Raw genomic sequence first — 21,886 nt, forward strand, 5'->3', positions numbered from 1 at the left:
AAGAACCTGAAAATCAAAATATTGCTATTCAGGTTCTCAAAAAGTATTATTAATCAGGACATGCTTGTGTGCTGATACAGAACCATGCAAATGTACTTCCCCCATTTTGAGTAGTATATATCTTTAAACATTTGTTAGTCGTATCATAAACAATCATTCCTTCAACAAAATCAGCAACCGGAATTCCAACAGGATTTCCAGAGGAATTAAACGCCATTCTATTAACAACAAAACCTTTTGTTCTTGCCTCTAAAACTAACCAGGCGCCAGTACGAGCTGCCGGCCAATTGTCTGAATTTTGTGTTCCGACTCTTAGTAATGAAGTCATTCCTACCTTACTGATCAGAGCAGGATTTCCAGCTGTAGCAATAGCTCCGGGTTTATAGCAGGCACCATTGCTACAAACAATAGGAGTGTAACCGTCACCAGGTATCGTTACTACTGATGTTCTTGTATCAATATAGGCAGAATATACCCTCAATGTCTGGTCTCCTAATGAAGCGACACTTCCAATAGAAATCTTCACTTCATCAAACGATAATGTTGTTTGGAAGCCCGGTGTATATATGTTTGGATTGGTACCAAACCATTGTGTGAAGAAAGAAAAATCTATCAAAGCTCCACCACTTCTCTGCTCTCTGAGTACACCATTTAAATATGTACTTACCATAACATTGGGTAAAAAACCACCGGAAAAAGGAAAGTTCTGTTTGTCCACCGTAAACCCTGCAAATGTGCCCGGCGGCAAAGTCACTTTAGGTATCGCTACAGAGATAGAGCCTGTAACACCAGCGGATGCAGGTAAATGTATCGTTGCATAATCCAATGGATCCTGGCTTACAGCATTCCAAACATTGTCAATACCATATCCTGCTGTTGCTAAACCTTCATATCCTGTATTAGCATATTCTATTACCGCAGGAATTGTTGGAGAAGTAATAGTCGTAGGTCCGTTGGTAAGCACATACGTGCCATCACATTGTAAAACCAACGGACACGTTGTGCTAGAAGTTGGACTGAAGTCTCTTGCTACTACATTGAAGATTCTGATCTCACCAGCGGAAGCACCGGCAAAACGGGTTATCACATAACGTACTTCATCAAATGGAACATGAGCTACTGTTCCTATTATCAAACGCTGAAATCCTCCTGAAACCGCTGCTGTACTTAATCCGCCGGCAAGCTGGGTACCCGTACTGGTTTGTACCAGAATACCATCCTTGTACAATTCTATATTATTTGTTTCAAAAGCACTAGCCTGCGCTATATCTAATGTTGCAATGTCAAATCCAATATATGTATCTTTAGGGAAATCACCAAAACCATTAGCTACACTGAAACCTAATCCTGAGCCTGCACCCGCACCAAGTTGCATTGTTGCATAACTGTTTGGATCCGCATCTATGGCATTCTGAGAAAGACTGATAGAACTATTTCCATCCACAAAAGCAGTTACTCCTGTTCTTGCGCCGTTAACATACAACGGATACTTAGGAACGCTTATGTTTTCAATTTCATCACATTTGATGACAGGTGTAGTACAGAATCTCTGAATTACTGCCGAATAAATTTCTAAAACACCTGCATTAGCACTTAAAGCTTTGTTTACGGTAAGTTTAACCCCGGTGAATGGTTGGCTGGAAGCAAAACCCAATATCTGACGATTACTGGTCCCATTAAGAATAGAAGTATGCAAACCAAAGAAACTGGAATTCATTACCGCAGAGTCCGCAACACTTCCATCTGCTTTTAATGTCATAATCGTAATCGTGCTTCCCGCCAATTCTGCTGCTGCAAGTGTAGGAAATGCTACATCAAAACCAGCAAAAGTGCCGGCAGGATACAGTTCATAAGTGGCATCTCCCGGAACTCCAATACCTTTACTACCGTCTTGTACAGCTACAGAAGCGTTGGTTACAGCTCCTGCCGCAGTATATAATTTAGCTGGCTGGCTAGTGTTGGCAACAATATTGTTTAAATCTTCAAAATAAGTATTTCCTGTTGCAAGACCTTCAACGCCAGTGTTTGCTGCATCTATAAATACAGGATAAGCTGGTCTTTTGAGATCTGTAGACACATTACAAACCTGGGCTGCTGAAGGACAAAACTTTTCTATCACCGCACGGTAGACTTTTGTGCTGGAGCCTGCCGAAGCACCTGCCAGTAATTCTACTGTAATTCTTATCTCATCAAAATCTTTAGTGGTTCTCATCCCAATAATGTACTTCCCATTATTGGGGGTGAATAGGCTTCCCGATGCTACATTAAGAGTATTGTAAGTATCCTGAATGACTCCTTCTTTATAAGTACTGATGATAAAATTTTTAGCTGCACTTGCTGTCGCAAAGCTATCGTCCTGAATCTCAAAACCAGCAAAAGTACCTTTAGGATAACCATATTTAATATGCCCAGGATCACTGGCATCCAACACCTGTCGCGAAATAACTGAGATACCATAATTGGAATATAACGACGCTCCTGTGGCAGCACCTATTTCTGCATAATTATTCAAATCAGTATCTAACACATTTTGTACGTTATTGATGCCTGGATTTCCGAGAGAAGCTGTAAGTATACTAGTACCAATTGCTTTTGCATAGACAGGGTGGTTTTGTGCACCCCCCGGGGTAAGCTCTCCTGAAATAAGACTTACCGGCGCACCACAGGTAATGTTTGCATCACAAAAACGCTGCACTATTGGATAATAGATTTCGAGCAGGCCTAAAGCTGCAGATAAGTTCAAAGAGATTTCAAATTCAATGGAATCGAAAGGAAGCGAAGATACAGCACCCACAGTCAAGAGACTTCCGCTGGCCGAGGCACTTAGAAACTCTTGACTCACCACATCCGGCCCTTGTTGGGAACCATTCAAATAAAACCTGAGTGTTTTTGTTACATTCAACCCTCCGGATATGGCATTCAACTGGTAAACACCACCGCCAAAAGTACCTGCAGGATATACCACACCTTCATCTTTTAATCTACCGGAATACACAGCCAGACCCGCACTAATAAAAGGAATTGTACCATGTGTATTGGGTTTCTCATCTTCCAGAGCAGGGGCTAACCCCGGCCAGAGAGTTGCCGGAACAACAATAGGAACAGGAGAAGGCGGTACAAATACAACAGCCGCCCCAGAACCCGTTACCCCTTTACCTGTAAGCGGTATCTGGGCATTACAAGTGACAACTTTTTCTCCTGTTGTATCAAAACCACCACCTGTACGGGTGTAACGCTGCAAATACACATAATTAACACCAAGAGTTGCCGTGGCGGTACCACCTACATTGGTTACCCGCCCATTTTGTATTATACGCACTTCATCAAAAGGTTTATGTACATAAAAACCAGCATCCATAGAAGAAGCTCCCAGTGTCCAATTCTGAGCAGGAGAAGTTTCTTGCACAACACCTCCAAGGTATGTTGTAATAATGACATTGTTGGTACCAGTAAGACCAATTGTCGGGGTAAAACCTCCTGTAATAGCTCTGTTTGCCACTACACCAATTCTATACCCTGTAAATGGACTTGTTCCATAAGTTTTACCATCGCTTAGTTTTACTGTTGACGTTATGTCTGTACCCAAAGTTGAAGCAACAGAATGTGATGAAAAGCCAGAATTGCTTGTGTTTGAATCAGTAATTTGAGAAAGCGTAGTCCCCCAATTACCAACAACTGCCACAGCAGTTACTGTCCCAAAAATAGTGGTTCCACCGCCACCGCCTGTACGCCAGGCAACTTTGGTGTCATCATTAGTAGGAGTTACCGCAGCATCTTGAGAAAATACGGTTATACTTCCTGCTAAAGCTATCAGCATCATAAGATGCTTGCAAAAGGTATTTCCTTTTTGCTTTAATTGATTAAGATTCAGCATATTTTTAGTTTTTAGTTTTTATCCTTTATCCAACATTCTTAATTGATTATTATTTATGATTTGGAGATGAGCTACGCTGAACCACTATGAGAGTTTTTCTTTCGTATACTCTGTTCTGAAAGACCAATCCATTTTTTATTAAATAATCTTTTTTTTTGGGGAGAGAATACATTTGTAAGTCCACAAAATATTGTAAAATTTATAGCTTAAAATTTGGAAAAGAAAAGAAGGTAAGTGAGAATTACGGAAAAAGACACAATAATATTATCAAAAAAATCTATGGGCAATTTTAAAAGAATAACTGATTATCAATTAATTAATAAAAAATAATTTAAAGGATATTTTAAGTACCTTAAATAATAACTAAAAACTAGTATCCACATCGTAATGGTATACTTTACAAACAGAGAATCCCAGCTTATGCCAGGATTATTTATACATATTTGAGATAAAAGGGCTGATTTAAAAAATTAAATTCTTCCTTTATTTATTGATAATACTCTTCCATAAGGCTGTTCCGTTCCTGTGTTTCCAGATCAATATAATCGAATTTCTTATACTGACAGAAAGATCCCATATCCTTATCTCCATTGATAAAAACAGCACCCACCAAAACAACATATTTACAAGGATAATTGGTTTCTTTCACCAACACCTCTATTCTTTCATCAATAGCTTCATACATAACCTCCGTAGCCTCAAATATTTGATTTTCTGCATTCAGGATCCGGTCTTTCTGATGAAGGAAAATCTGCTCAATGGTATTCATCTGAAAGTCCAGTGAAGTAACATTTCCTTCAATGATCCGTCCCGCAGAGAGTTTTCCCAATGCTCCTTTAGCAGCTCCACAACACGCCGAGTTACCACTCTGCCCTATTCTGCCTATTTCCCCTATAGTACCATCTTTTGTAACGCCGATATGTGGTGCATAAAATATAATTACCGCACCATCTTCCGGAACATGATGTGCAAAGGCATTCATTCCGGTAATTCCGGCAAAAGGAAAACCGTCAAGCCCTCCCAAATGGAACGGTCCCAGCATTTCATAAGCTCTTGGTGGATATTGTATAGCATTTACATCGTCACAGCACATACTGTCTGCGTGCATTAATTGGTTTGGTTTTAAGCCAATATGCTTTTCAATTGTGTCTAATAGCCGGTTAACAGTATCAATAGAAGTTAACGCCTTGGGATACCATTTTCTAACGGTTTCTAAATGTTCCATAATTTGCTTGTATTTTTATTTACATTAAAATATTATTCTGTGCGACAATTGCCGGTGGCAAATCTTTTTCGCCCAACATTTCACGAAGGTCAATTTCTATATTCCTGCTTATCTGTGTTATAGGAATATCGTTGGCATTTCCTTCAAATGGGTTTTCCGTACTTTCTCCGATCTGCTCCAGAACTAAAAATACCCATCCCAGCAATACACTAAAGGGAATAACAAGCCAAATGATGTTTTCCCCGAATTTTTCCGTCAACTTGGAGAATTCGCCTATGAAACCTAAAGGCATTAACAGGCATAAGGCATTGGTAAAATACAAATTGATGCTCGAAAACTGCCTTGGATAGGGAAAGTTTTTAATACGCTCACATTTCCCCTGTTGGTCATAAAGTTCTTTTAGCTGATTTTCCAGAGCAACATAATTGTAGGCCGATATTTTATCTTCTTCATTCAGTTTTTTTAACTGAGAAGATTGTAAGGCTACAATTTGCGTTGCCCGGTTTTTTGTTGATAAAATGTGTTGGCGCTCTTCTTCACTGAGAAGTCCCGTCAGTTCTTCATCCAGACTACTTTCCCATTCCGGGACTTTGTAATATTGAAGATATTCACGGTTGTAGCTTTTTATTTTTATGTTTTCCCAGCTTTTAATTTCTCTAAGCTGAAAACGTAATGCTGTAAGCCACGCAAAATGACGGTAAATAATCTCCTGATGCAGTTGTTTTTCAAGAACTTTGTCCTCTGAACGGATAAAATCTTTTATCATAATCCCAAAAGCACGGCTGTTATTGATAATAGCACCATAAATCTGTCGCGCTTCCCAGGTACGGTTATAGGTCTGGGTATTTTTGAATCCGGAAATGAATGCTGTCGCTGTTCCCAACAAAGCCACCGGAACCCACGGAATCGCCAGCCACTTCCAATCAAGAAAATAAAACAGTATCGTCGGAATTATACTTAATATTAACATTTTATAAATTTTGACCCTTGTCCAGGGAATAAAATGCCTGAGTTTGTAATGCGAACTTATATTCATATTGATTTAATTTTTTGAGGAAAATTTGCTGATAAGAATACCAACCAGAACTACTGTATAAAACTGTCCTAGAATGCCAATAAAAGCAGCAATTAATTTGGTAGTATGTGTACCTGGTGTAATATCGCCAAAGCCGATGCTGGTAAAGGTTATAGAGCAAAAATATACCAGATCAATAAAAATACTTGCTGATGATGAAGTATCTACACCCTTAAAAGACAATGGGTTATAATCCTCAAACGATTGTAATAAAAAAACTGAGATTTCAATTAATAAAAAATAGCCGCACACCGATGCTGAAATAATATCGCTATTAATGTACCCTGGTTTTATTAAGAACTTTAGCAATTCTGAAAACAGGAACGCAAAGAAAATCACATAATTGATATTGAGAAAAGTGAAATACCAGGATATATCTTTGCAAAACGGAATCCCAATGGGCAACAGTAAAACAACTACGAAATGGATATTTCTAAACCAATGCCTCCAACTATGTTTGCCTGTAAACATAAAAATACTTCCTACTCCCAGTATCAGCATATTTAGCGGCCAGACAACCCGAGTATAAAAATCAAGGTCGGTTAAAAAAATGCCTATAAACAGGTGCTGTGCAAGTGCAAAGAGCAAAAACTCGTACTTGTATTTTTGCAAAGCAGCAATGGTTTTATTTACTTCATCCATTAGTTTTTAAGAGCTTTTTCATCAATGCAACAGATATTTTTTATTGTGAATGTGGCAATAACGTTTTACTTTTCCTGTCCGATGTCCAGCCTGTCAAACTTTCCTTCAATATTCTGATGGAATTTAAAAAACACAGGAAAAGTACCCCAATTCCCTGCTTTAAAATTTCCTTTGATATTTTTCCCTTCATTTTCAACGGTATCAATTGTCAGAAAAATTTCTTTTCCGCAAGCCTCTTTTACAAAGCTTTGGAAATTCCGTGGATTTCCATCATCGGTCATCGTGGCATCAGGAGTGAAAAAAGAAAGAAAGGTTTTGGTGTCGCCGGTTTGCCAGGCATCAAAAGCTGTTCTTACAGTTTCATTTGTAAGTTTGTTTGTGTCCATTTTTTGTGCTTTTTTAATTGTTGTTTCTATCTTCTGAGTTTTTGACTGTCCACACGCTGTGAGTGAAAAGCAAACCGCAAAGGTTGTAATAACTAATGCTTTCATTATTGAAAATTGACTGTTTATAATAACCCGTCTTTCAGTGGGTGTTGAAAATAGATAATGGCCAGGTTCAGCAATAGAAAAGGTAATTCTATTGCCACGCCTTTCAAATCTCGATCAAGCAAATGAAAGCTGATGATCAATAAAATGCCGGCTGCCATCAAGAAGTTTCCCCAAACAAAAGTTTTCGGAAAAATAATGAGCAAAGCACTTAGCATCGTTATTACTCCAATAATCATTAAACCTGTTTTACTGATATTCCATTTGCTAAACATTGCTATCATCTCCTGTTTGCCCGAAAGCATTGCCCATCCTTGTTTCAGGCCCATAAATATGGCGACAAGCATTAATACGGAATTAATAATTTTTAGGATCATATTTCATTTTTTAATGGTTTATACCGACGGTCGCAGAATACAGGTTGCCTTGTCCGAATATTGATTGCTGTTCACCTAATTTAATAATTTTTAAATACCCCAGGTTAGTAAACAGTTCTTTCAGTTTTAAAAAATGAATTGGATAAGGAACCCATTGATTGGCAATGGCGGTATCATATTCTATGATAACAAATTTTTTATCTGCTGACAGATATTTCTCCAAACGATTAATTAGCAGCACTTTATCTTTTATATAATGCAGTGAGTTTGCCATTAAAATCCCATTGAGATTTGAAAAGTTAAAATCAGAGTCTCCAAAATCAGCTTTTATAAAATCAACAGAAACATTATTGCCTAATGATTTGGGAAAGTTCTGCGATTGATTATCCACTGCGTAAATATGGCTTCCATTTGGTAACAAATGAGCCAAGGCGCTGGTAAAAGTACCACTGCCACAACCTAAATCTGCCCAAACCTGAGGTTTATTAGAATTTAGAATTGACTTTTCAATCAAATGGATAGCTTCCTTTTGTTTCATTTTTACTCAAATATGCTTAAATTTTTTGCAATATCTTTCCCTTCATACGGTGGAAAAACATCCAGTTCCAAATCAGGATTTCCTATCAGCATGGCTTTTGTATTGCTCAATGCATCGAAACCTGCTTTGCCATAATACTTGCCCATCCCGGCATAACCAACGCCACCGAAAGGCAGACTGTCTATCCAGCAATGCAAATTGGTCTGGTTGATACAGCCACCGCCGAAAGAAACCGAATTTAAGAAATAATCTATGTTCTGTTGATTTTTACTAAAGAAATAAGCTGCCAGAGATTTTGGTTTGCGTTTGATGATTTCTACAATTTCCTTTAAATCCTTATATACTAAAATAGGGAATACAGGCCCGAAAATCTCCTGCTGCATTGCAGGATCTTCCCAGGTGCTCGGGTATAAAATGGTCGGTTCTACATATCTTGATTTTACATCAAATCTTCCCCCTAAAATTACTTTTTCGGGGATGATATAAGAGGCTACCCTTTCGGTATCATGTTCACTTATCATTCTTGCAAAGTCGGGGCTTAAACTTGGGTCTTCACCATACATTTTTACAACAGAGGCTTTCAGCTTATCAAGAAATTCATCGGCAATACTCTCATGAACATATACATAACCGGGGGCAATGCACCACTGTCCGGAAATCGCCATATGTCCCCAAACAATACGGTCAACCGCAATGTCAAGATTTGCAGTTTCATCTACCACAGTCGGATTTTGACCACCCAATTCCAAAACTATGGGTGTAAGGTTTTCAGCAGCAGCTCTCATAACGACTTTTCCTACCGCAGAACTTCCTGTAAAGAAAATAAAGTCGAAAGGCAGCTCCAATAACGCCGTAATTTCTTCTCGTCCCCCGGTAACAATATTTACAGCTTCAGGTTCAAAATATTTTGGGATAAGCTCCTGAAAGAGTGCAGCAACTGTAGGTGTTGTATTAGCGGGTTTCAGAATAACGGGATTCCCGGCTGCCAAAGCTGCAATGGCAGGATCAAGGAGTAATAAGATAGGAGCATTAAACGGGCCTATAACCAAGGTTACGCCAAAAGGTTCTTTGTAAATAATGCCTTTGTTTCCGGTTTCCTCCAATCCTTTTGGTATGGCAACAGCCTCGGGAACCATTAATTGTTTAAGGTTTTCTTTATAATATTTGATATTTCCCAATGGCACTGTAATTTCAAACAACTGTTCAAAAGGCGGTTTGTTGAAATCCGTTTTTAGAGCCTGGCAAAATGTTTCCTGATTTTCAAGAAGCATTTTCTCCAACCTGTTGAGCTGATCCATCCGCCATTGGTAGGTTTTGGAAACATCGGTGTAGAAGAATTCTTTTTGTGTGTCGAAAAGTGATTGGTATTTGTTCATAAGTGTGTTGTTTTGTATTTACTATAAGTTTCTCTCATAAAATTCAGAATTCAGTATAAATAATTTTGCGCTATGAATAAAATATCAAAAGCAAACAAAATAAAGAAAAGACCGGTTTGTACTTTTTCATTTGATGATTTGATTCCGAGACAGCAAAGAGCAATATGCAGTATATTTCTCACCGGATAGGTCCAGTGAAGTGATTGAAAATAGGCCTTACCTTTTAAAAGAGAATCCCCGAAATCTATCACAAAAAGAAGTATCTGAAATAAGAAAAACCAATTTTTTCTGGAAAAAAAGTAGTCCTTATAGCCTTTGTATTCATCTATATTATCCGGGAAAATCAGTACACATAGTATATAGTATAATGTGGTATAGATAATTAAAAACAAATAGCTCAAAAAATTCCAATGTTGAACAGTTTCAAGCCGATGTTCCCACCACCAAAAAAGAACAATCAGAATAAAAATATAAAATACCCAGCATAAATGTAACCAATAAATAGATTTTCTTTTCCTGGGATGATCTATCAATTTTACTACATTTTTCAATAATTGAGCTACTCCAAAGCCCAAAATCATACTTATAATAACTCTAATATGAGAAAATGCATCCATAATCATTTTTTAGAATCTGAAATAAAATATATCCCGGAATTTATTTAAGTTCAAATTATCAATATTTTACTGATTATTCATATATACTTATTCCTTGTTATTCTGCCTATTACCTTATCATCATCTCATCTGTGGTGCAAATCATTTCAAGAGTTTAATATCGTTGTCCAAAATTATCCTCTTACGGGTGAATTGTATTTTGAAAATGAAAAAACCAGCTGTTATTTTTTGAATAGCTGGTTTTTAATCAATTATCTGGTTGTATAACCGCCGTTGGTAAAAATAGTTTGTCCCGTGATCCACCACCCCTCAGTTAACCTGCTTACATTTTTAACTTTTGTCAGATCGCTCTGATACAAAAATGCTTCGACACCTAAGGCTTGAACTTCTGCCAACGTTTTTTCGCTTTCCGCCTTTGAGCTTTCGCTATTGTAATGCACTACCAGTTTTGCTCTTCTGCTTAATAATCGACCAAGGTTTTTACCCCCATCAACGATCAAAATAACTTTACCTTTTACATCATGTACCGCCATTCTATATTTATCCAAATGTTATTATACAAAAATCAACATTGGAATTGATATTTATATGGTGAATTTTTCGGAAGTTGTTAGGTATTCAGAATTTCTTTTATCCAATTCTGTAGTTTTTTGCAATGGCTACCGGTCTGCTTTTATTGTTCCTTTAGTCACAGAAATTTTACTGATAAATTAGCCTTACAAAATACAGAAGTACTCTTCTTACTTTCTTCAGCAGAGAACGTGGGATTCAACACCTTCACACCAAACCCATTTAATGTTGTTTTTCAGATATTTATAAAATTTACTGCAATATATAGCAATAAATTCGAAACTGTGTTTTCTATGCCTTCATTTGATTTTAAAAAAGGGTTCGAGGGTTCGAATCCCTTCCTATTACAAATATTTCAAACAAATTCAATAAAACAAAATAGAGTTGGTTAATTGCCAACTCTATTTTATTCAAAAATTGTAACTTTTATGAAGTGATTAGGAAGCTAATGCTTATGGTTACAGGATTCGAACTGGATCACCTGTTACCTAAATAGCTAATTATCAACGAGATATCTTCTAAAAAAAATAATATTAAAATGAAAAGGTTCGAAAACTCATACCTTTCACCTTATCTCAACAGGATTCGAACTGTTTTTAAAATTTTGTAAAATATTGTATTTCAAGTAAATATACGCAAAATCCAGTTTAAATCAACTAACAACCGGTTCGATGATAGTCCTGCCAAGCTCACTTAAGGAGACACTATTTAATAGTTGTCTCCTTTTTTTATGCCCATAAAAATTTGTGACCCGAACTTTTACATTCTTTATGAATCAGAAAATCAAGGCACAGAATACAAAAAAATGGAGACGTTAATAAATAAACGTCTCCTTAAACTATTTGGAAAGAGTCATAGTGAACCTCGATGCCCTTTCAACATTACTATTATTGCATTTACTACCACTAGTAATAATTTTAACCTGGCAATCGCAATAACCTTATTCAATATTAACTCCACGGGCTTTTGTAGGCTATAGAAACTGCCTGTTTTCTATATACATTATAAATCTCCCAGATAGGTCCAGATAACCCCTTGTTCCCTGATTCTGTGAGTACTGTTGCATACAAAAGTTCCACCTAATACCCAGGTAAAACCTGCACTCGCCTGTCCTTTTTGTAAATATATTACTCCGGAAGTCGCGATTTCTCTGTCTTGATATCCCGCAGCTCCCCGAAAAGCATAGCTGAATAAATTAGAAGGGGTAATCAATAAGGGTAAGAATTCCAATTGAAAGTATTGAACAATATGTGCTGTAAATTTATAAAATCCATCCCTGTCCGCTACGATGCTTCCGTTTGCATTCAAATTATCATCTCTAAAATCAAGATCAAATAGTCCTGATGACAATCCTGTACAAGAAGTATTGAGAGTTGTTTTCTGACCTCTTGAATATAACACTGGTAAATTGATTGTACTCGTTGCCAACTTATAATCCATTAATGCCTGCCATGAAACCCCATCATATAAATAAATTAAATCCTTGTATACCATACCCGTTCCTGTACCTGAGGTGGAAAGGTTATACACCAACAATCCTTTAACCGGATTGGTTATCGTGGTAATATCTGTAGTCGAGGTAAGCGATATCCTGGGAAGCAACAATGCCTTATCGGATGATGATAATTCCAATATTGAAGAGGGAGCAGGTGTAGCCGTTCCTATTCCCATTTGCCCATCAATCGTTATGGTAAAAAAAACTATTAGTAAACAAAATATCTGTTTTTTCATTGTAATCTATATTATCTATTGTCCTATATATTGCCAAGTAACTAATTGTGCTCCTATCTGATCCAGTGCTACGCAGGTTCCTCCCAAATTCCATTGGAAAGGTTTTGATTCTTGCCCCAACTGTAAATAAACCGACCCTGTAAACACGGTAGTCTGCCAGGCTCTTGTTGTTGCCGTACCATCCTTGAATGAATAATTGAGCATTCCCGGAAGCAGGAAAGGGCTGTAAGCCGATTGCAGCATGAATTGCCTAAGACTGACACTCCATATGTAATACCCCGTTTTATAAGCTGTTATCGAACCGTCGGCTTTGATCGTCGTTTTAATATTCGTAAGAGCTGTTAACTGGAAGTTACCGCTAGAGGCATTTGTACAACTCGTATTGGTCGTTTTCTTTCCTACTGCTACCAGTTCTGGGTATAAACTTCCCGAAGCGATTTCTCCCTCTTCCACCATTTCATCCCAACCGGTTCCATTGAATTTATACAATCGCCCTTCATAAATCGCGTTTTCACCAACCCCTGAGCTTTGCGATGCTAGAACCAGCATTCCCATAGATGGATTGGCAACTGTAGTGATATCAGTTTTTGATATCAAGGGTATCCTGGTAAGTAAAAAACCTTTATTTGCAGAAGACATCTCCAGGATCGATGATTGTGCGGGAGCGGCAGTACCTATACCAATCTGGCTTATTAACTGTTCAGTAGAAAGAAAAAGACAGAGTATTAAAAAATATACTTTTCTCATGTTTTTAATTAAATTATAGTTATAAAGGATTACCCAAATATTCCCAGATCACTTCCTGTCCCTGAATTCTACCATCAGCAGGACAGGTATTAGTTCCGAAAAACCATTTGAAACCTTGAGTAGGTACTCCTTGTGTTAAATAAACAACTCCTAAAACAGATGCACGCTGACTCCGAGCTCCACCTGCCGTCCCTCTATACGTATAAGAATAAGTAGCTAAGTTTGGAGCCTGTATGTATGGACTTATATTGAAATTCTGACTGGGGTTAGAATTCATTAACTGAACTAACCCTACCGAAAACATATAGTATCCAGTCTGGGGAGGAGTAAAAGCTCCTGTTGCAGTTATTAAAGTACTGCTCCTTTCGTTTAGGTTAAATGATCCATTAGTATCGCCAACACATCCCTCTTCCGTAGTTTTTCGTCCTACAGCAACAATTTTGGGAATCTCATTGGAAATAAATTTTTCTCTGGTAGTAAGGGCTCTCCACCTGGTGCCATCAAACCTATACAATGTATCTCTTTGTATTGCCGTAATGCCGGTTCCTGAATTTTGAGTGGCATACACAAGCAGTCCCTTTGCAGGATTGGGGACCGTTGTAATATCTGACGTTGACGTTAAAGCTACTCTTGGTAACAGCAATCCTTTGTTAGAAGCATTTAAATCTAATATGGAAGATGGGTGGGGAGTAGCTGTGCCAACTCCTACCTGACCCTGCGCGGCAATTCCTGTTATGAGAGCAAAGACATAACAATAGTGCTTAATTTTTTTCATCGTTCATGGGATTAGTTAATACTTTTATCATTATTTCGTTTTAGTGTCTAAATATTTATTTTCTTAATTATATTTGCTCTTAGATTATAGGAATCATCATAGTAAATCCCCTCTCCATCAGTAGAAAGTACTTCATTTTAAAGCTGTAAAGATTTGTTTTTTTTTAAGAGACTTCGTACTGTAAAGATTCCGATTACAATTTTTATATCGTAAAGGTATTTGATTTATATGGCGTGTTGAAATATAACACATACAGCTTGTTCTGCTTATTTATAGAACTAAATCTACAAACAGGCAGAACTTTATGTACCCGGGCACAAGCCGGAAAAACAAAAATCTATAACATAAATTATAGATTTTATTTTGACAGATAATATGGGTTTTAAATTGTTGCGAAATAACAAATAGGCTGCATCTAATGTAAATTTTTATATAATTCTATGAGTTCTGCTATATTGTTAATTTTTAATTTTTGAAAAATTCTCTTTTTAAAGGTACTTATTGTATTTATTCGTAGACCCAAATGGTTCGAAATTTCTAAATTTCCATTTCCCTTAGCTAATAGTTCAAACACCTGATATTCACGGGAAGAAAGTTCTTTTATCCTATTCCCTCCATCCAAATTCTTTATGATAAAAGGAATAAGCTCAGGCGGGTAGAAATATCCGGTTTCTAAAATAATTTTTATAGCGTTTTTTATATCCTCTTCTGTTCCCAACTTATTTAAATAGCCATCTGCTCCTTTGCGAATATACTGTATGGCAATGTTTTGATCGTAGGCGGAAAATATTAAAATCTTCAGGTCTTTCTGAATATTTTTTAGCTCAGAAATCATTTCGGTATATTTTGTTCCCGGCATATCAATATCTAAAAGGAGAAGATTATAATGATTAGTTTTGAGAAATTCTTTTACACGTCCATAATTTTCTGCTGAATCTATTGTAAGCCCGGGATATGCCGATCTTAAAATCAGGGCTGTTCCGGCCCTTACTACAAAATGGTCATCAGCTATTAAAATTCGTTTTTCCATTCATTTTATTTTTATAAATATTGACTTCAACAGCAGTTCCACCAGGATAATTTTCGTAAAATGATATATCTGCATACATTTTTTTTACAAGGTAAATAACCATATGTAGACCAAGACCGTAATTTCTAAATTTTATAACATCATCATTCATTGACATTTGGTACAATCCATTGTAATAAGTCAATTGCTCCTGCGACATCCCTTTGCCGGTATCCGCTATTTTCAGAGTGATCTTCTCCTGATTATCTTCAGGAATAATATAAATGATGCCCTCAGATGTATTTTTCACAGCATTATCAACCAGATTATGGACAATACACGATAGGATACTTTTATTAAACTGACAATAAATGTTGCCCTTTTCAATAATTTCAATTCTGCTATTTTGTGATTTACTAACTTCATTAAATAGTTTTTGTTTGGCCATCAATATCTCACTAATAGGATATTCATCCTTTTCGTATACATCGTAAGTTCCAAATAAATCACTGTATTCCTTAAGATGCATGGTAAAATTATACAGCTCTTCCGAAGATTGATGAATGCTGTCGAAATATTCTTTCTGAAGATCAACTTCACGGACATCAATTAATTTTTGTGACATCATAGCAATAAATTTAACAGGGGTACTAATGTCATGGCTGATAGCCTCTATCAGCTTTTTCTGATACTCCGATTCTTTCTGCATATCATTTTTTACGGCTTCAAGATGTTGTGCACTTTCTTTAAGCGCTATTTTAATATTAGATACTTTTTTTTTGAGCAATCGATTTCTTATCTGTAAAAATTTAGTTCTTGTGTAGATGATTACTATAAATATGAATAAAAATAAAATAGTAACTGCTAATTTAAAAGCTGTAGTTTGGTAAAAAAGTGGTTTGATTTTAATTTTTACGGTTCTGTATTCATAACTGCCCTCCGGAGAAACCTGAACTCTTAAATGTAGTATATAATTACCTGGCTTTAGATTGCTTATCGTATATTTTCTATCATTTTTAATTTCAATTTGTTTCCAGTCAGTATCATGCCCTTCTATCTTTGCTTCAATTCTTAAGTTATAGGAACTTGAATAGTAAGGAATATCAATAAAAACATCTGCATTCTTATAATTATTCTCTAAAATAAGATCCTTTGAAAAATAAGTAATATCTGAATCATTAATTCTCACTCTTTCAACATATATGCTTTTCTTATCCGGATAATACGCTTTGATATCCTTCGGATCAAAAAATACAAACCCTTCCATTGAGGGAAATACAAATTCACCATTTTTCAAGGAATAGGCATCAGGCATAGAGCCGCCGTTAAATTCAGCGGTTAATAAGCCATCATTTTTCGTAAAACGGTAATAAAACACAGGAGTCTTATTGTTTTCAGAATATTTTAAAAGCTGTTTTTTAGCCACCCTGAACAACCCGTTATTGGAAGATATCCAGTAATATCCATGCGTATCCCCCAAAATATAGTGTGCAGAATTTAAATATGAATTCTGGTCTAAAGGCATTTTGAAAAGCTTCTTATCTCTAAACAAGAAGAAACCATCTTTGTTGGTGGTTATCCATATCTGTCCGTCCGAGGTTCTGATAATATTTTTCACATTTATCTCTTTGGCTACTTGGGCAGCAATTTTCTGTTTTAGCCGTCCTAAGTACAAACCATCGCTACATCCAATCAAAAATTCGTCGTTGTTATATTGCAGAAATGAATTCACAAATCCAGTAAACTCCAACGTAGTATTTATAGTCTTTAATTGTTCGTCTTCAAATAGATGTAGGTAGGAATGGGTAAGATCTGTTGTAGAAACAGCAAACTGGTCTGCACTTTTAAAAAAACCTATTAAGCCCGGAAAATGAATGCTATGAGTGGTAGTATATTGGGTGGATTTATATCTTCTAACCACATCGTCGTCATTCTTGTACAAAATATTCCCTGAATCATCGTAAAACATAAAATGCTTGTCATTAACACCGAAATGATGATTCTTTACAAGCCCATGTTTATTCACTTCATATCCATAGGGGTCTATAATTGTATTTTTATTAAATGGTATGGAAGAACTGCTTACTTCATCCACAAAATGAATTTTTTTCTGAGCTGTGAAAAATTGGGTTAGCTGTACAATATTTAATCCTTTGGTTACGCTTCCCAGATATAATCTTTCAAAATCTTTATCATAAAACATAGAATTAAAGAATTGGTTTCCAAAATTCTTATAGGTTATCAAAAATTTTAATTGCAAATCATCATTCTTATAGCCCTGCAAAAGATAGATGTTATCATTATTGATGATGAAAGTCTGACCGATAATCTGCTGCCAGTATATTTTCGTTTCAGGATCATTAAGAAGAGTTGCCTTTGTAAGAGTTGTTAACTTTCCCTTATCAACTCGGTAAGTTTTTCTGTTTTTCGGATCGGTGAAAAAAAGAGTGTCTTCTTCATTAAGAAATATATTGGATAAATTGGTGGTGACGACCGGAACTTTGGTCTGCCTATTTTTTCCATCGGTATATATCATCCTGTTATTATAAAAACTATATCTTCCGGAGCTGGTCTTTATATAGTATTTGGTATTAGAACCGTATTTGGATTCCGGAGAATTTTTCGATATCCTTTTTAAAAAATTAAACTTCTCTTTTGTAAATGTTTTTGTTGAAGTTCTTTTTGTAATAGACTGGACTTTTCTTTTTCTTATAAGAATTTTATTCTCGTCATTATTGTTATAAATTATAATACTGTCATTCAATACATTTCCATAGAAATTTTCAAAATGTAAGTTGGTAACTGCTAATTTATTATGTATTGTAAATACCGAACCATCATATTGCACTATTCCATTGTCTGTAGACAGCCATATAAAACCATACTTATCTTTTACAATAGCTTTGACACTATTCTGTGGAAGGCCATTCTCTGTATTATACCATGAAGAAACATATTGACCATATGATTGCTGAAAGTGAAATAAAAAAATAATCAATATAGATATTCTCATAGTACAATTGGTAATTCTGCAAAATTAGTCTATTATACAGTACAATTTTGTAGAATATGTTCTACATACAATAAGACAAAGTCGCAGGATAAATTTTCAGGAAAGTGCTACACAACAAATATCTTTGTAAAAGACAAAAACTGGTTCATGGCAGGCAGCTGGACGGTAATACAAGTAATCATTAATTTACTCTTTGCAACGACCTCCATCTGTTTAAAGATAATTATCTAGTGTATCTAAAATGTCAGTTCTTAAATTCCAGAAATTTATGGAGACAATAACAAATAACTTCAAGCAACTTAACATTGGGGCATTAGTCCAACAAAAAGTGAGAGAAACAAACATAGAAATCTCTCGAATATGCAGTTTTCTAAAATGTACAGAAGAAGAGGTAGAAAATATGTACCTCAGTAAATCCTTAGATTCAGAAATTCTCCTGAGGTGGTCAAAGCTCTTAAAATATGATTTCTTTAGAGTTTATTCCCAACATTTAATTTTATATTCTCCTTCCAAAGCTTTATATAAAGTAACAGAAAATAAAAAAACGGCAATGCCTCAGTTCAGAAAAAATATTTACACAAAAGAAATCATTGACTTCGTCCTGGAACTGACTGAAAAGGGAGAAAAAACAAAACAGCAGATAATGGATGATTATGATATCCCGAAAGCCACCTTCTATACCTGGATTAAAAAATATAAAAGATAAAACCTTATGCCTAACTATAAGAAACTATATACGGATATTATTAGCCATAAAAATCCTGAAAAATGGGAAGAATGCTCATTTATTTTAGCTAAGGAAGAACTTACAACTCTGGATATTATTAATCTTAATGAAATCATTTTCAATGATACAGATAAAGAGGTAACAAGATTTAACCAACAACATAAATCATACGATAAAAATGCTATCATCGATATGCTCGTGCATCAACAAGTTAATAAACTGAATAATACTCAGCTGGCTACTCACTTTAAATTAAGCAGAAATTCTGTTGCTAAGTGGAAAAAAGAGTATACACTTTAAGCTGGGCGAAAAATACAATACTAAATGCCTACAAATGCCTACAATTAAGAATAAAAAATAAGTCTGCTATTGTATATGGCAGACTTATTTTAAAGCGTTATTAAGTTTAGATTTAATACCTCGTAAGAATTATCCTATACCCTCTTGCGACGTTTCCATTATTAGTAATATTTATTGTTCCTGCCGCCGGCATGGTTAGCGTATAGTTTAAAGCACTCGGATTTCCACCATCCGCACAACCAACCACATCTGTCCAGGCAGTTGAAATGCTGTATCTACTGATCTCATTAAAGATAGGTGACTTTGCTGTATTTCCACTCCCTTGATTTCCCCCTAATCCATTGATCGAATATAAGCTGCTTGCAGTGCTATTTATTACGTAATATTCTGCAATTGCTACATTACCACACCCATCTCCAACTATGACCACAGCTTTATAAAAACCACCATCAGATAAACCCGTAATCAATTGTCCGGTAGCTCCGCTTGCGAGATTGTTGAGAGCAGATGAGAGAACGGCCCCAAAAGTTGTAGAAGGAGAAGCTTTAACCAATACTCCATTAGAATCCGCATAAACAGGAGTTACAGCATTAGTTCCTGCTACAATATCCATCGTTCTAATTCTCGTATGACCTGCTACATCCAATAATTCTGTCGGTGCAGAGGTTCCGATTCCTACATTTCCAGCAGAGGTGATCCTAAGACGTTCCAGATAACCTCCACCAAGAGAATTTCCCATATAAAAGTCTTCATCTGTACTGGTACGTATACTTCCAATTCCCCAATTTGCACCTCCCGATGTAGGTCCACTGTTTGTAAAACCTAGAAGTGAAAAATTTCCGGCAGCCAATGGAGACGTATTTCTCAATGCTAAAATAGACAGATTATTACCACCAGCTGGAGCATCAATTAAGGTATACCTGTTCAAATTAGCTGCGGTGGTAACTATATGCATCTTAGTCGTAGGAACAGTAATACCTACACCTAAGGATCCGGTGTTGGTTACAACCATATCATTAGCCTGTTGGGTAACTGAAGGGGCTCCCACAGCAGGGTTATCCTTAGCTCCATCAATATGGAAGGTACCCTGAGGGTTTGAAGTACTTACGCCAACCTGAGCATTGCCAAATGATAAGAAACCTGACAGTACAAGTATCAGTGGCGAAACATTTTTTTTCATAATCTTTTGATTTTTTTATTATTTTATTGTGTTTAATCATTAAAATCGCCTATACATTAAAAGCTATCTTTTGATTTTCACCCTTCAAATGGCTGCTTAGTCTGTGACTCGTTCTCTTCTTCTGTTGAGAAGAAGAGCCCAAAGTCAAGGAAACTAATCAAAATTTTGTGCTTTTAGAAGCGATATAAAAATTCTATTATCGTGGGGAATCCGAGAATAAAACTCTAAGACAAAGATATTTTATTCATGTAACTAACTGATAGATAAGGCGTACGATTTACTCTTGCCCGTTGTAGAAGTAATTCTATACTTCTGCTATTATATATTATTCTACTTTAAAAAGTCATTGACCACCTTAAAGAATACTTGAATATTCCCAAAAAAATAAAACATTATAAATCAACAAAATACCCGTGGAATCCAATTAAGATCAGCAGCCAAAGAGTTCGGGGGATAATCCTGTCAAGTCACTTAAGGAGACACTATTTGATAGTTGTCCCCTTTTTTATGCCCATAAGAATGTGTGACCCAACCTTTTCAATTGGGATATGTAGAATTCAATTTTAAAGTTAGAATTGACAAAATTTCAATCTGCACATCAACTTTTCTGCCGTATCTACCTTTAATATCTTTATTTCTATGTTGATTAAATTTAACTTTTTCCCATAGTCATTCTGTAACTCTTGGGAGTCCAGCCTGTTTGTTTTCTGAAAAAATAGGAAAAATGAGAGAAATTATTAAACCCAAGCTCAAAAGCTATTTCTTTAATTGATTTATTTGAACTGTGTAATAATTTCTTTGCTTCCAATAATATCCTTTGTCTTATAAATTCCAATGGAGATATTTTATATTGTTTCCTGCACAGAACTCCTAGATAATTGGGAGTAATGCATAGCTCTTCAGCATAAAAGGCGACACCTTTTTGCGTTTTGTAATAGGTTTCGACAAGTTCATGGAACCGGAAAGCAGGATTATTGTAATCATTCAATGCAGATTTTCCATGCATCTGCTCTATCCAAAGATTAATCATCAGCGCTAAAAGTCTTACCCTTGCATTAATAAGTTCCGGAAATACAACTTCCGAATGTATTTCTTTACGAATCGCATCAAACTCCATACTGAATTTCTCATAAGCTTCTTCGTTAGACTGGATCATTTCGTATGTACTGTGAGGCGAAAAAGTATGCTTTAATGTAGGAGAAAATGTTTCAAGAATAGAATCATTAATGATCAGCCTTCTGCCACTCGCATGCAAAGGCAGATTCCATATATATTTCCTTTTAGGGAGATGAACAAATAGTTGCCGGGAATTTAGTGTATATGTATCAATATCCGTAATACAATTACCTTCAATGCATTCATCTAAAATAATGATTGTGAAAGAATTGTCAGGAAAACGGTTAAGCTCGGAAGAACTTATTTCGCCCTGATAAATAACATCAATATCTTTTTTACCCTCTTTTTTCAATACAGCTGAATTATTCTTTTGTTGCATCCCTTACTTAATGTCCGATAAAGTTACTTAAATTCGATAATACTCATTAATATCCGGAATTGTGAAATAAATATTGTCTATTATCTGCAAGTATAGAATTACCGTTTTCGAAGAAAAACATTCAGTA

Annotated in this window: 18 protein-coding genes; 2 read left to right on the forward strand and 16 right to left on the reverse strand. The window is 35.9% G+C overall.

Annotated elements, in window-relative coordinates:
• Positions 1-49 precede the first annotated feature (49 nt).
• The 14 genes from V6R96_RS16470 to V6R96_RS16535 form a co-directional block, all read right to left on the reverse strand.
• Positions 50-3,874 (reverse strand): hypothetical protein, encoded by a 3,825-nt coding sequence (locus V6R96_RS16470; protein ID WP_336379600.1) that lies wholly within the window; start codon positions 3,872-3,874, stop codon positions 50-52.
• Positions 3,875-4,361: 487 nt separating this feature from the next.
• Entirely contained in the window at positions 4,362-5,099 is a 738-nt protein-coding gene (locus V6R96_RS16475) for a hypothetical protein (protein WP_336379601.1), read from the reverse strand.
• Between the two features lie 19 nt (positions 5,100-5,118).
• The gene (locus V6R96_RS16480) at positions 5,119-6,069 is read right to left on the reverse strand and encodes a bestrophin family ion channel (RefSeq protein ID WP_336379602.1); all 951 of its coding nucleotides are present in this window, start codon (positions 6,067-6,069) and stop codon (positions 5,119-5,121) included.
• Between the two features lie 72 nt (positions 6,070-6,141).
• Positions 6,142-6,816, reverse strand: a complete 675-nt coding sequence (locus V6R96_RS16485; protein ID WP_336379603.1) for a potassium channel family protein — start codon at positions 6,814-6,816, stop codon at positions 6,142-6,144.
• 65 nt (positions 6,817-6,881) lie between these two features.
• Positions 6,882-7,202 carry a hypothetical protein gene (locus V6R96_RS16490; RefSeq protein ID WP_336379604.1) on the reverse strand — a complete coding sequence of 107 codons (321 nt, stop codon included), beginning with the start codon at positions 7,200-7,202 and terminating at the stop codon, positions 6,882-6,884.
• A gap of 122 nt (positions 7,203-7,324) precedes the next feature.
• Complete coding sequence (locus V6R96_RS16495; protein ID WP_336379605.1) at positions 7,325-7,681, reverse strand: DoxX family protein; 357 nt, start codon at positions 7,679-7,681, stop codon at positions 7,325-7,327.
• A 10-nt stretch (positions 7,682-7,691) separates the two neighbouring features.
• Entirely contained in the window at positions 7,692-8,219 is a 528-nt protein-coding gene (locus tag V6R96_RS16500; RefSeq protein ID WP_336379606.1) for a class I SAM-dependent methyltransferase, read from the reverse strand.
• A 2-nt stretch (positions 8,220-8,221) separates the two neighbouring features.
• Positions 8,222-9,595, reverse strand: coding sequence for an aldehyde dehydrogenase family protein (locus V6R96_RS16505; RefSeq protein ID WP_336379607.1), 1,374 nt, complete (start codon positions 9,593-9,595; stop codon positions 8,222-8,224).
• A gap of 868 nt (positions 9,596-10,463) precedes the next feature.
• Positions 10,464-10,760, reverse strand: coding sequence for a hypothetical protein (locus V6R96_RS16510; protein ID WP_336379608.1), 297 nt, complete (start codon positions 10,758-10,760; stop codon positions 10,464-10,466).
• 1,024 nt (positions 10,761-11,784) lie between these two features.
• Entirely contained in the window at positions 11,785-12,513 is a 729-nt protein-coding gene (locus tag V6R96_RS16515; protein ID WP_336379609.1) for a hypothetical protein, read from the reverse strand.
• A gap of 15 nt (positions 12,514-12,528) precedes the next feature.
• On the reverse strand, positions 12,529-13,260 hold the full coding sequence (locus tag V6R96_RS16520) for a hypothetical protein (RefSeq protein ID WP_336379610.1): 732 nt from the start codon (positions 13,258-13,260) through the stop codon (positions 12,529-12,531).
• A 19-nt stretch (positions 13,261-13,279) separates the two neighbouring features.
• Complete coding sequence (locus tag V6R96_RS16525) at positions 13,280-14,035, reverse strand: hypothetical protein (RefSeq protein WP_336379611.1); 756 nt, start codon at positions 14,033-14,035, stop codon at positions 13,280-13,282.
• A 415-nt stretch (positions 14,036-14,450) separates the two neighbouring features.
• A complete protein-coding gene (locus tag V6R96_RS16530) occupies positions 14,451-15,065 on the reverse strand; it encodes a response regulator transcription factor (protein WP_336379612.1) in 615 nt (204 codons plus the stop codon).
• Entirely contained in the window at positions 15,040-18,057 is a 3,018-nt protein-coding gene (locus V6R96_RS16535) for an ATP-binding protein (RefSeq protein WP_336379613.1), read from the reverse strand. The genes V6R96_RS16530 and V6R96_RS16535 overlap by 26 nt, the downstream gene beginning before the upstream one ends.
• Before the next feature lie 268 nt (positions 18,058-18,325).
• Between V6R96_RS16535 and V6R96_RS16540 the strand changes: the two genes are divergently transcribed.
• Together V6R96_RS16540 and V6R96_RS16545 are read left to right on the forward strand one after the other, a co-directional pair.
• Complete coding sequence (locus V6R96_RS16540) at positions 18,326-18,763, forward strand: transposase (RefSeq protein WP_111956229.1); 438 nt, start codon at positions 18,326-18,328, stop codon at positions 18,761-18,763.
• Positions 18,764-18,769: 6 nt separating this feature from the next.
• Positions 18,770-19,084: a helix-turn-helix domain-containing protein gene (locus tag V6R96_RS16545; RefSeq protein WP_336379614.1), complete on the forward strand. Its 315-nt coding sequence runs from the start codon at positions 18,770-18,772 to the stop codon at positions 19,082-19,084.
• A gap of 112 nt (positions 19,085-19,196) precedes the next feature.
• On the opposite strand, the gene V6R96_RS16550 is transcribed toward V6R96_RS16545, so the two are convergent.
• Together V6R96_RS16550 and V6R96_RS16555 are read right to left on the reverse strand one after the other, a co-directional pair.
• Positions 19,197-20,264 carry a hypothetical protein gene (locus V6R96_RS16550; RefSeq protein WP_336379615.1) on the reverse strand — a complete coding sequence of 356 codons (1,068 nt, stop codon included), beginning with the start codon at positions 20,262-20,264 and terminating at the stop codon, positions 19,197-19,199.
• 652 nt (positions 20,265-20,916) lie between these two features.
• On the reverse strand, positions 20,917-21,759 hold the full coding sequence (locus V6R96_RS16555; protein ID WP_336379616.1) for a helix-turn-helix domain-containing protein: 843 nt from the start codon (positions 21,757-21,759) through the stop codon (positions 20,917-20,919).
• Between the last annotated feature and the right edge of the window lie 127 nt (positions 21,760-21,886).

This window comes from Chryseobacterium sp. CCNWLW53 (assembly GCF_037083525.1).
Taxonomy (GTDB): domain Bacteria; phylum Bacteroidota; class Bacteroidia; order Flavobacteriales; family Weeksellaceae; genus Chryseobacterium; species Chryseobacterium lathyri.

What these genes read in the sequence shown, in the direction of transcription:
- V6R96_RS16470 (WP_336379600.1), bottom strand. Translation starts at nt 3,874, where the DNA reads ATGCTGAATCTTAATCAATTAAAGCAAAAAGGAAATACCTTTTGCAAG.
- V6R96_RS16475 (WP_336379601.1), bottom strand. Translation starts at nt 5,099, where the DNA reads ATGGAACATTTAGAAACCGTTAGAAAATGGTATCCCAAGGCGTTAACT.
- V6R96_RS16480 (WP_336379602.1), bottom strand. Translation starts at nt 6,069, where the DNA reads ATGTTAATATTAAGTATAATTCCGACGATACTGTTTTATTTTCTTGAT.
- V6R96_RS16485 (WP_336379603.1), bottom strand. Translation starts at nt 6,816, where the DNA reads ATGGATGAAGTAAATAAAACCATTGCTGCTTTGCAAAAATACAAGTAC.
- V6R96_RS16490 (WP_336379604.1), bottom strand. Translation starts at nt 7,202, where the DNA reads ATGGACACAAACAAACTTACAAATGAAACTGTAAGAACAGCTTTTGAT.
- V6R96_RS16495 (WP_336379605.1), bottom strand. Translation starts at nt 7,681, where the DNA reads ATGATCCTAAAAATTATTAATTCCGTATTAATGCTTGTCGCCATATTT.
- V6R96_RS16500 (WP_336379606.1), bottom strand. Translation starts at nt 8,219, where the DNA reads ATGAAACAAAAGGAAGCTATCCATTTGATTGAAAAGTCAATTCTAAAT.
- V6R96_RS16505 (WP_336379607.1), bottom strand. Translation starts at nt 9,595, where the DNA reads ATGAACAAATACCAATCACTTTTCGACACACAAAAAGAATTCTTCTAC.
- V6R96_RS16515 (WP_336379609.1), bottom strand. Translation starts at nt 12,513, where the DNA reads ATGAAAAAACAGATATTTTGTTTACTAATAGTTTTTTTTACCATAACG.
- V6R96_RS16520 (WP_336379610.1), bottom strand. Translation starts at nt 13,260, where the DNA reads ATGAGAAAAGTATATTTTTTAATACTCTGTCTTTTTCTTTCTACTGAA.
- V6R96_RS16525 (WP_336379611.1), bottom strand. Translation starts at nt 14,035, where the DNA reads ATGAAAAAAATTAAGCACTATTGTTATGTCTTTGCTCTCATAACAGGA.
- V6R96_RS16530 (WP_336379612.1), bottom strand. Translation starts at nt 15,065, where the DNA reads ATGGAAAAACGAATTTTAATAGCTGATGACCATTTTGTAGTAAGGGCC.
- V6R96_RS16535 (WP_336379613.1), bottom strand. Translation starts at nt 18,057, where the DNA reads ATGAGAATATCTATATTGATTATTTTTTTATTTCACTTTCAGCAATCA.
- V6R96_RS16540 (WP_111956229.1), top strand. Translation starts at nt 18,326, where the DNA reads ATGGAGACAATAACAAATAACTTCAAGCAACTTAACATTGGGGCATTA.
- V6R96_RS16545 (WP_336379614.1), top strand. Translation starts at nt 18,770, where the DNA reads ATGCCTAACTATAAGAAACTATATACGGATATTATTAGCCATAAAAAT.
- V6R96_RS16550 (WP_336379615.1), bottom strand. Translation starts at nt 20,264, where the DNA reads ATGAAAAAAAATGTTTCGCCACTGATACTTGTACTGTCAGGTTTCTTA.
- V6R96_RS16555 (WP_336379616.1), bottom strand. Translation starts at nt 21,759, where the DNA reads ATGCAACAAAAGAATAATTCAGCTGTATTGAAAAAAGAGGGTAAAAAA.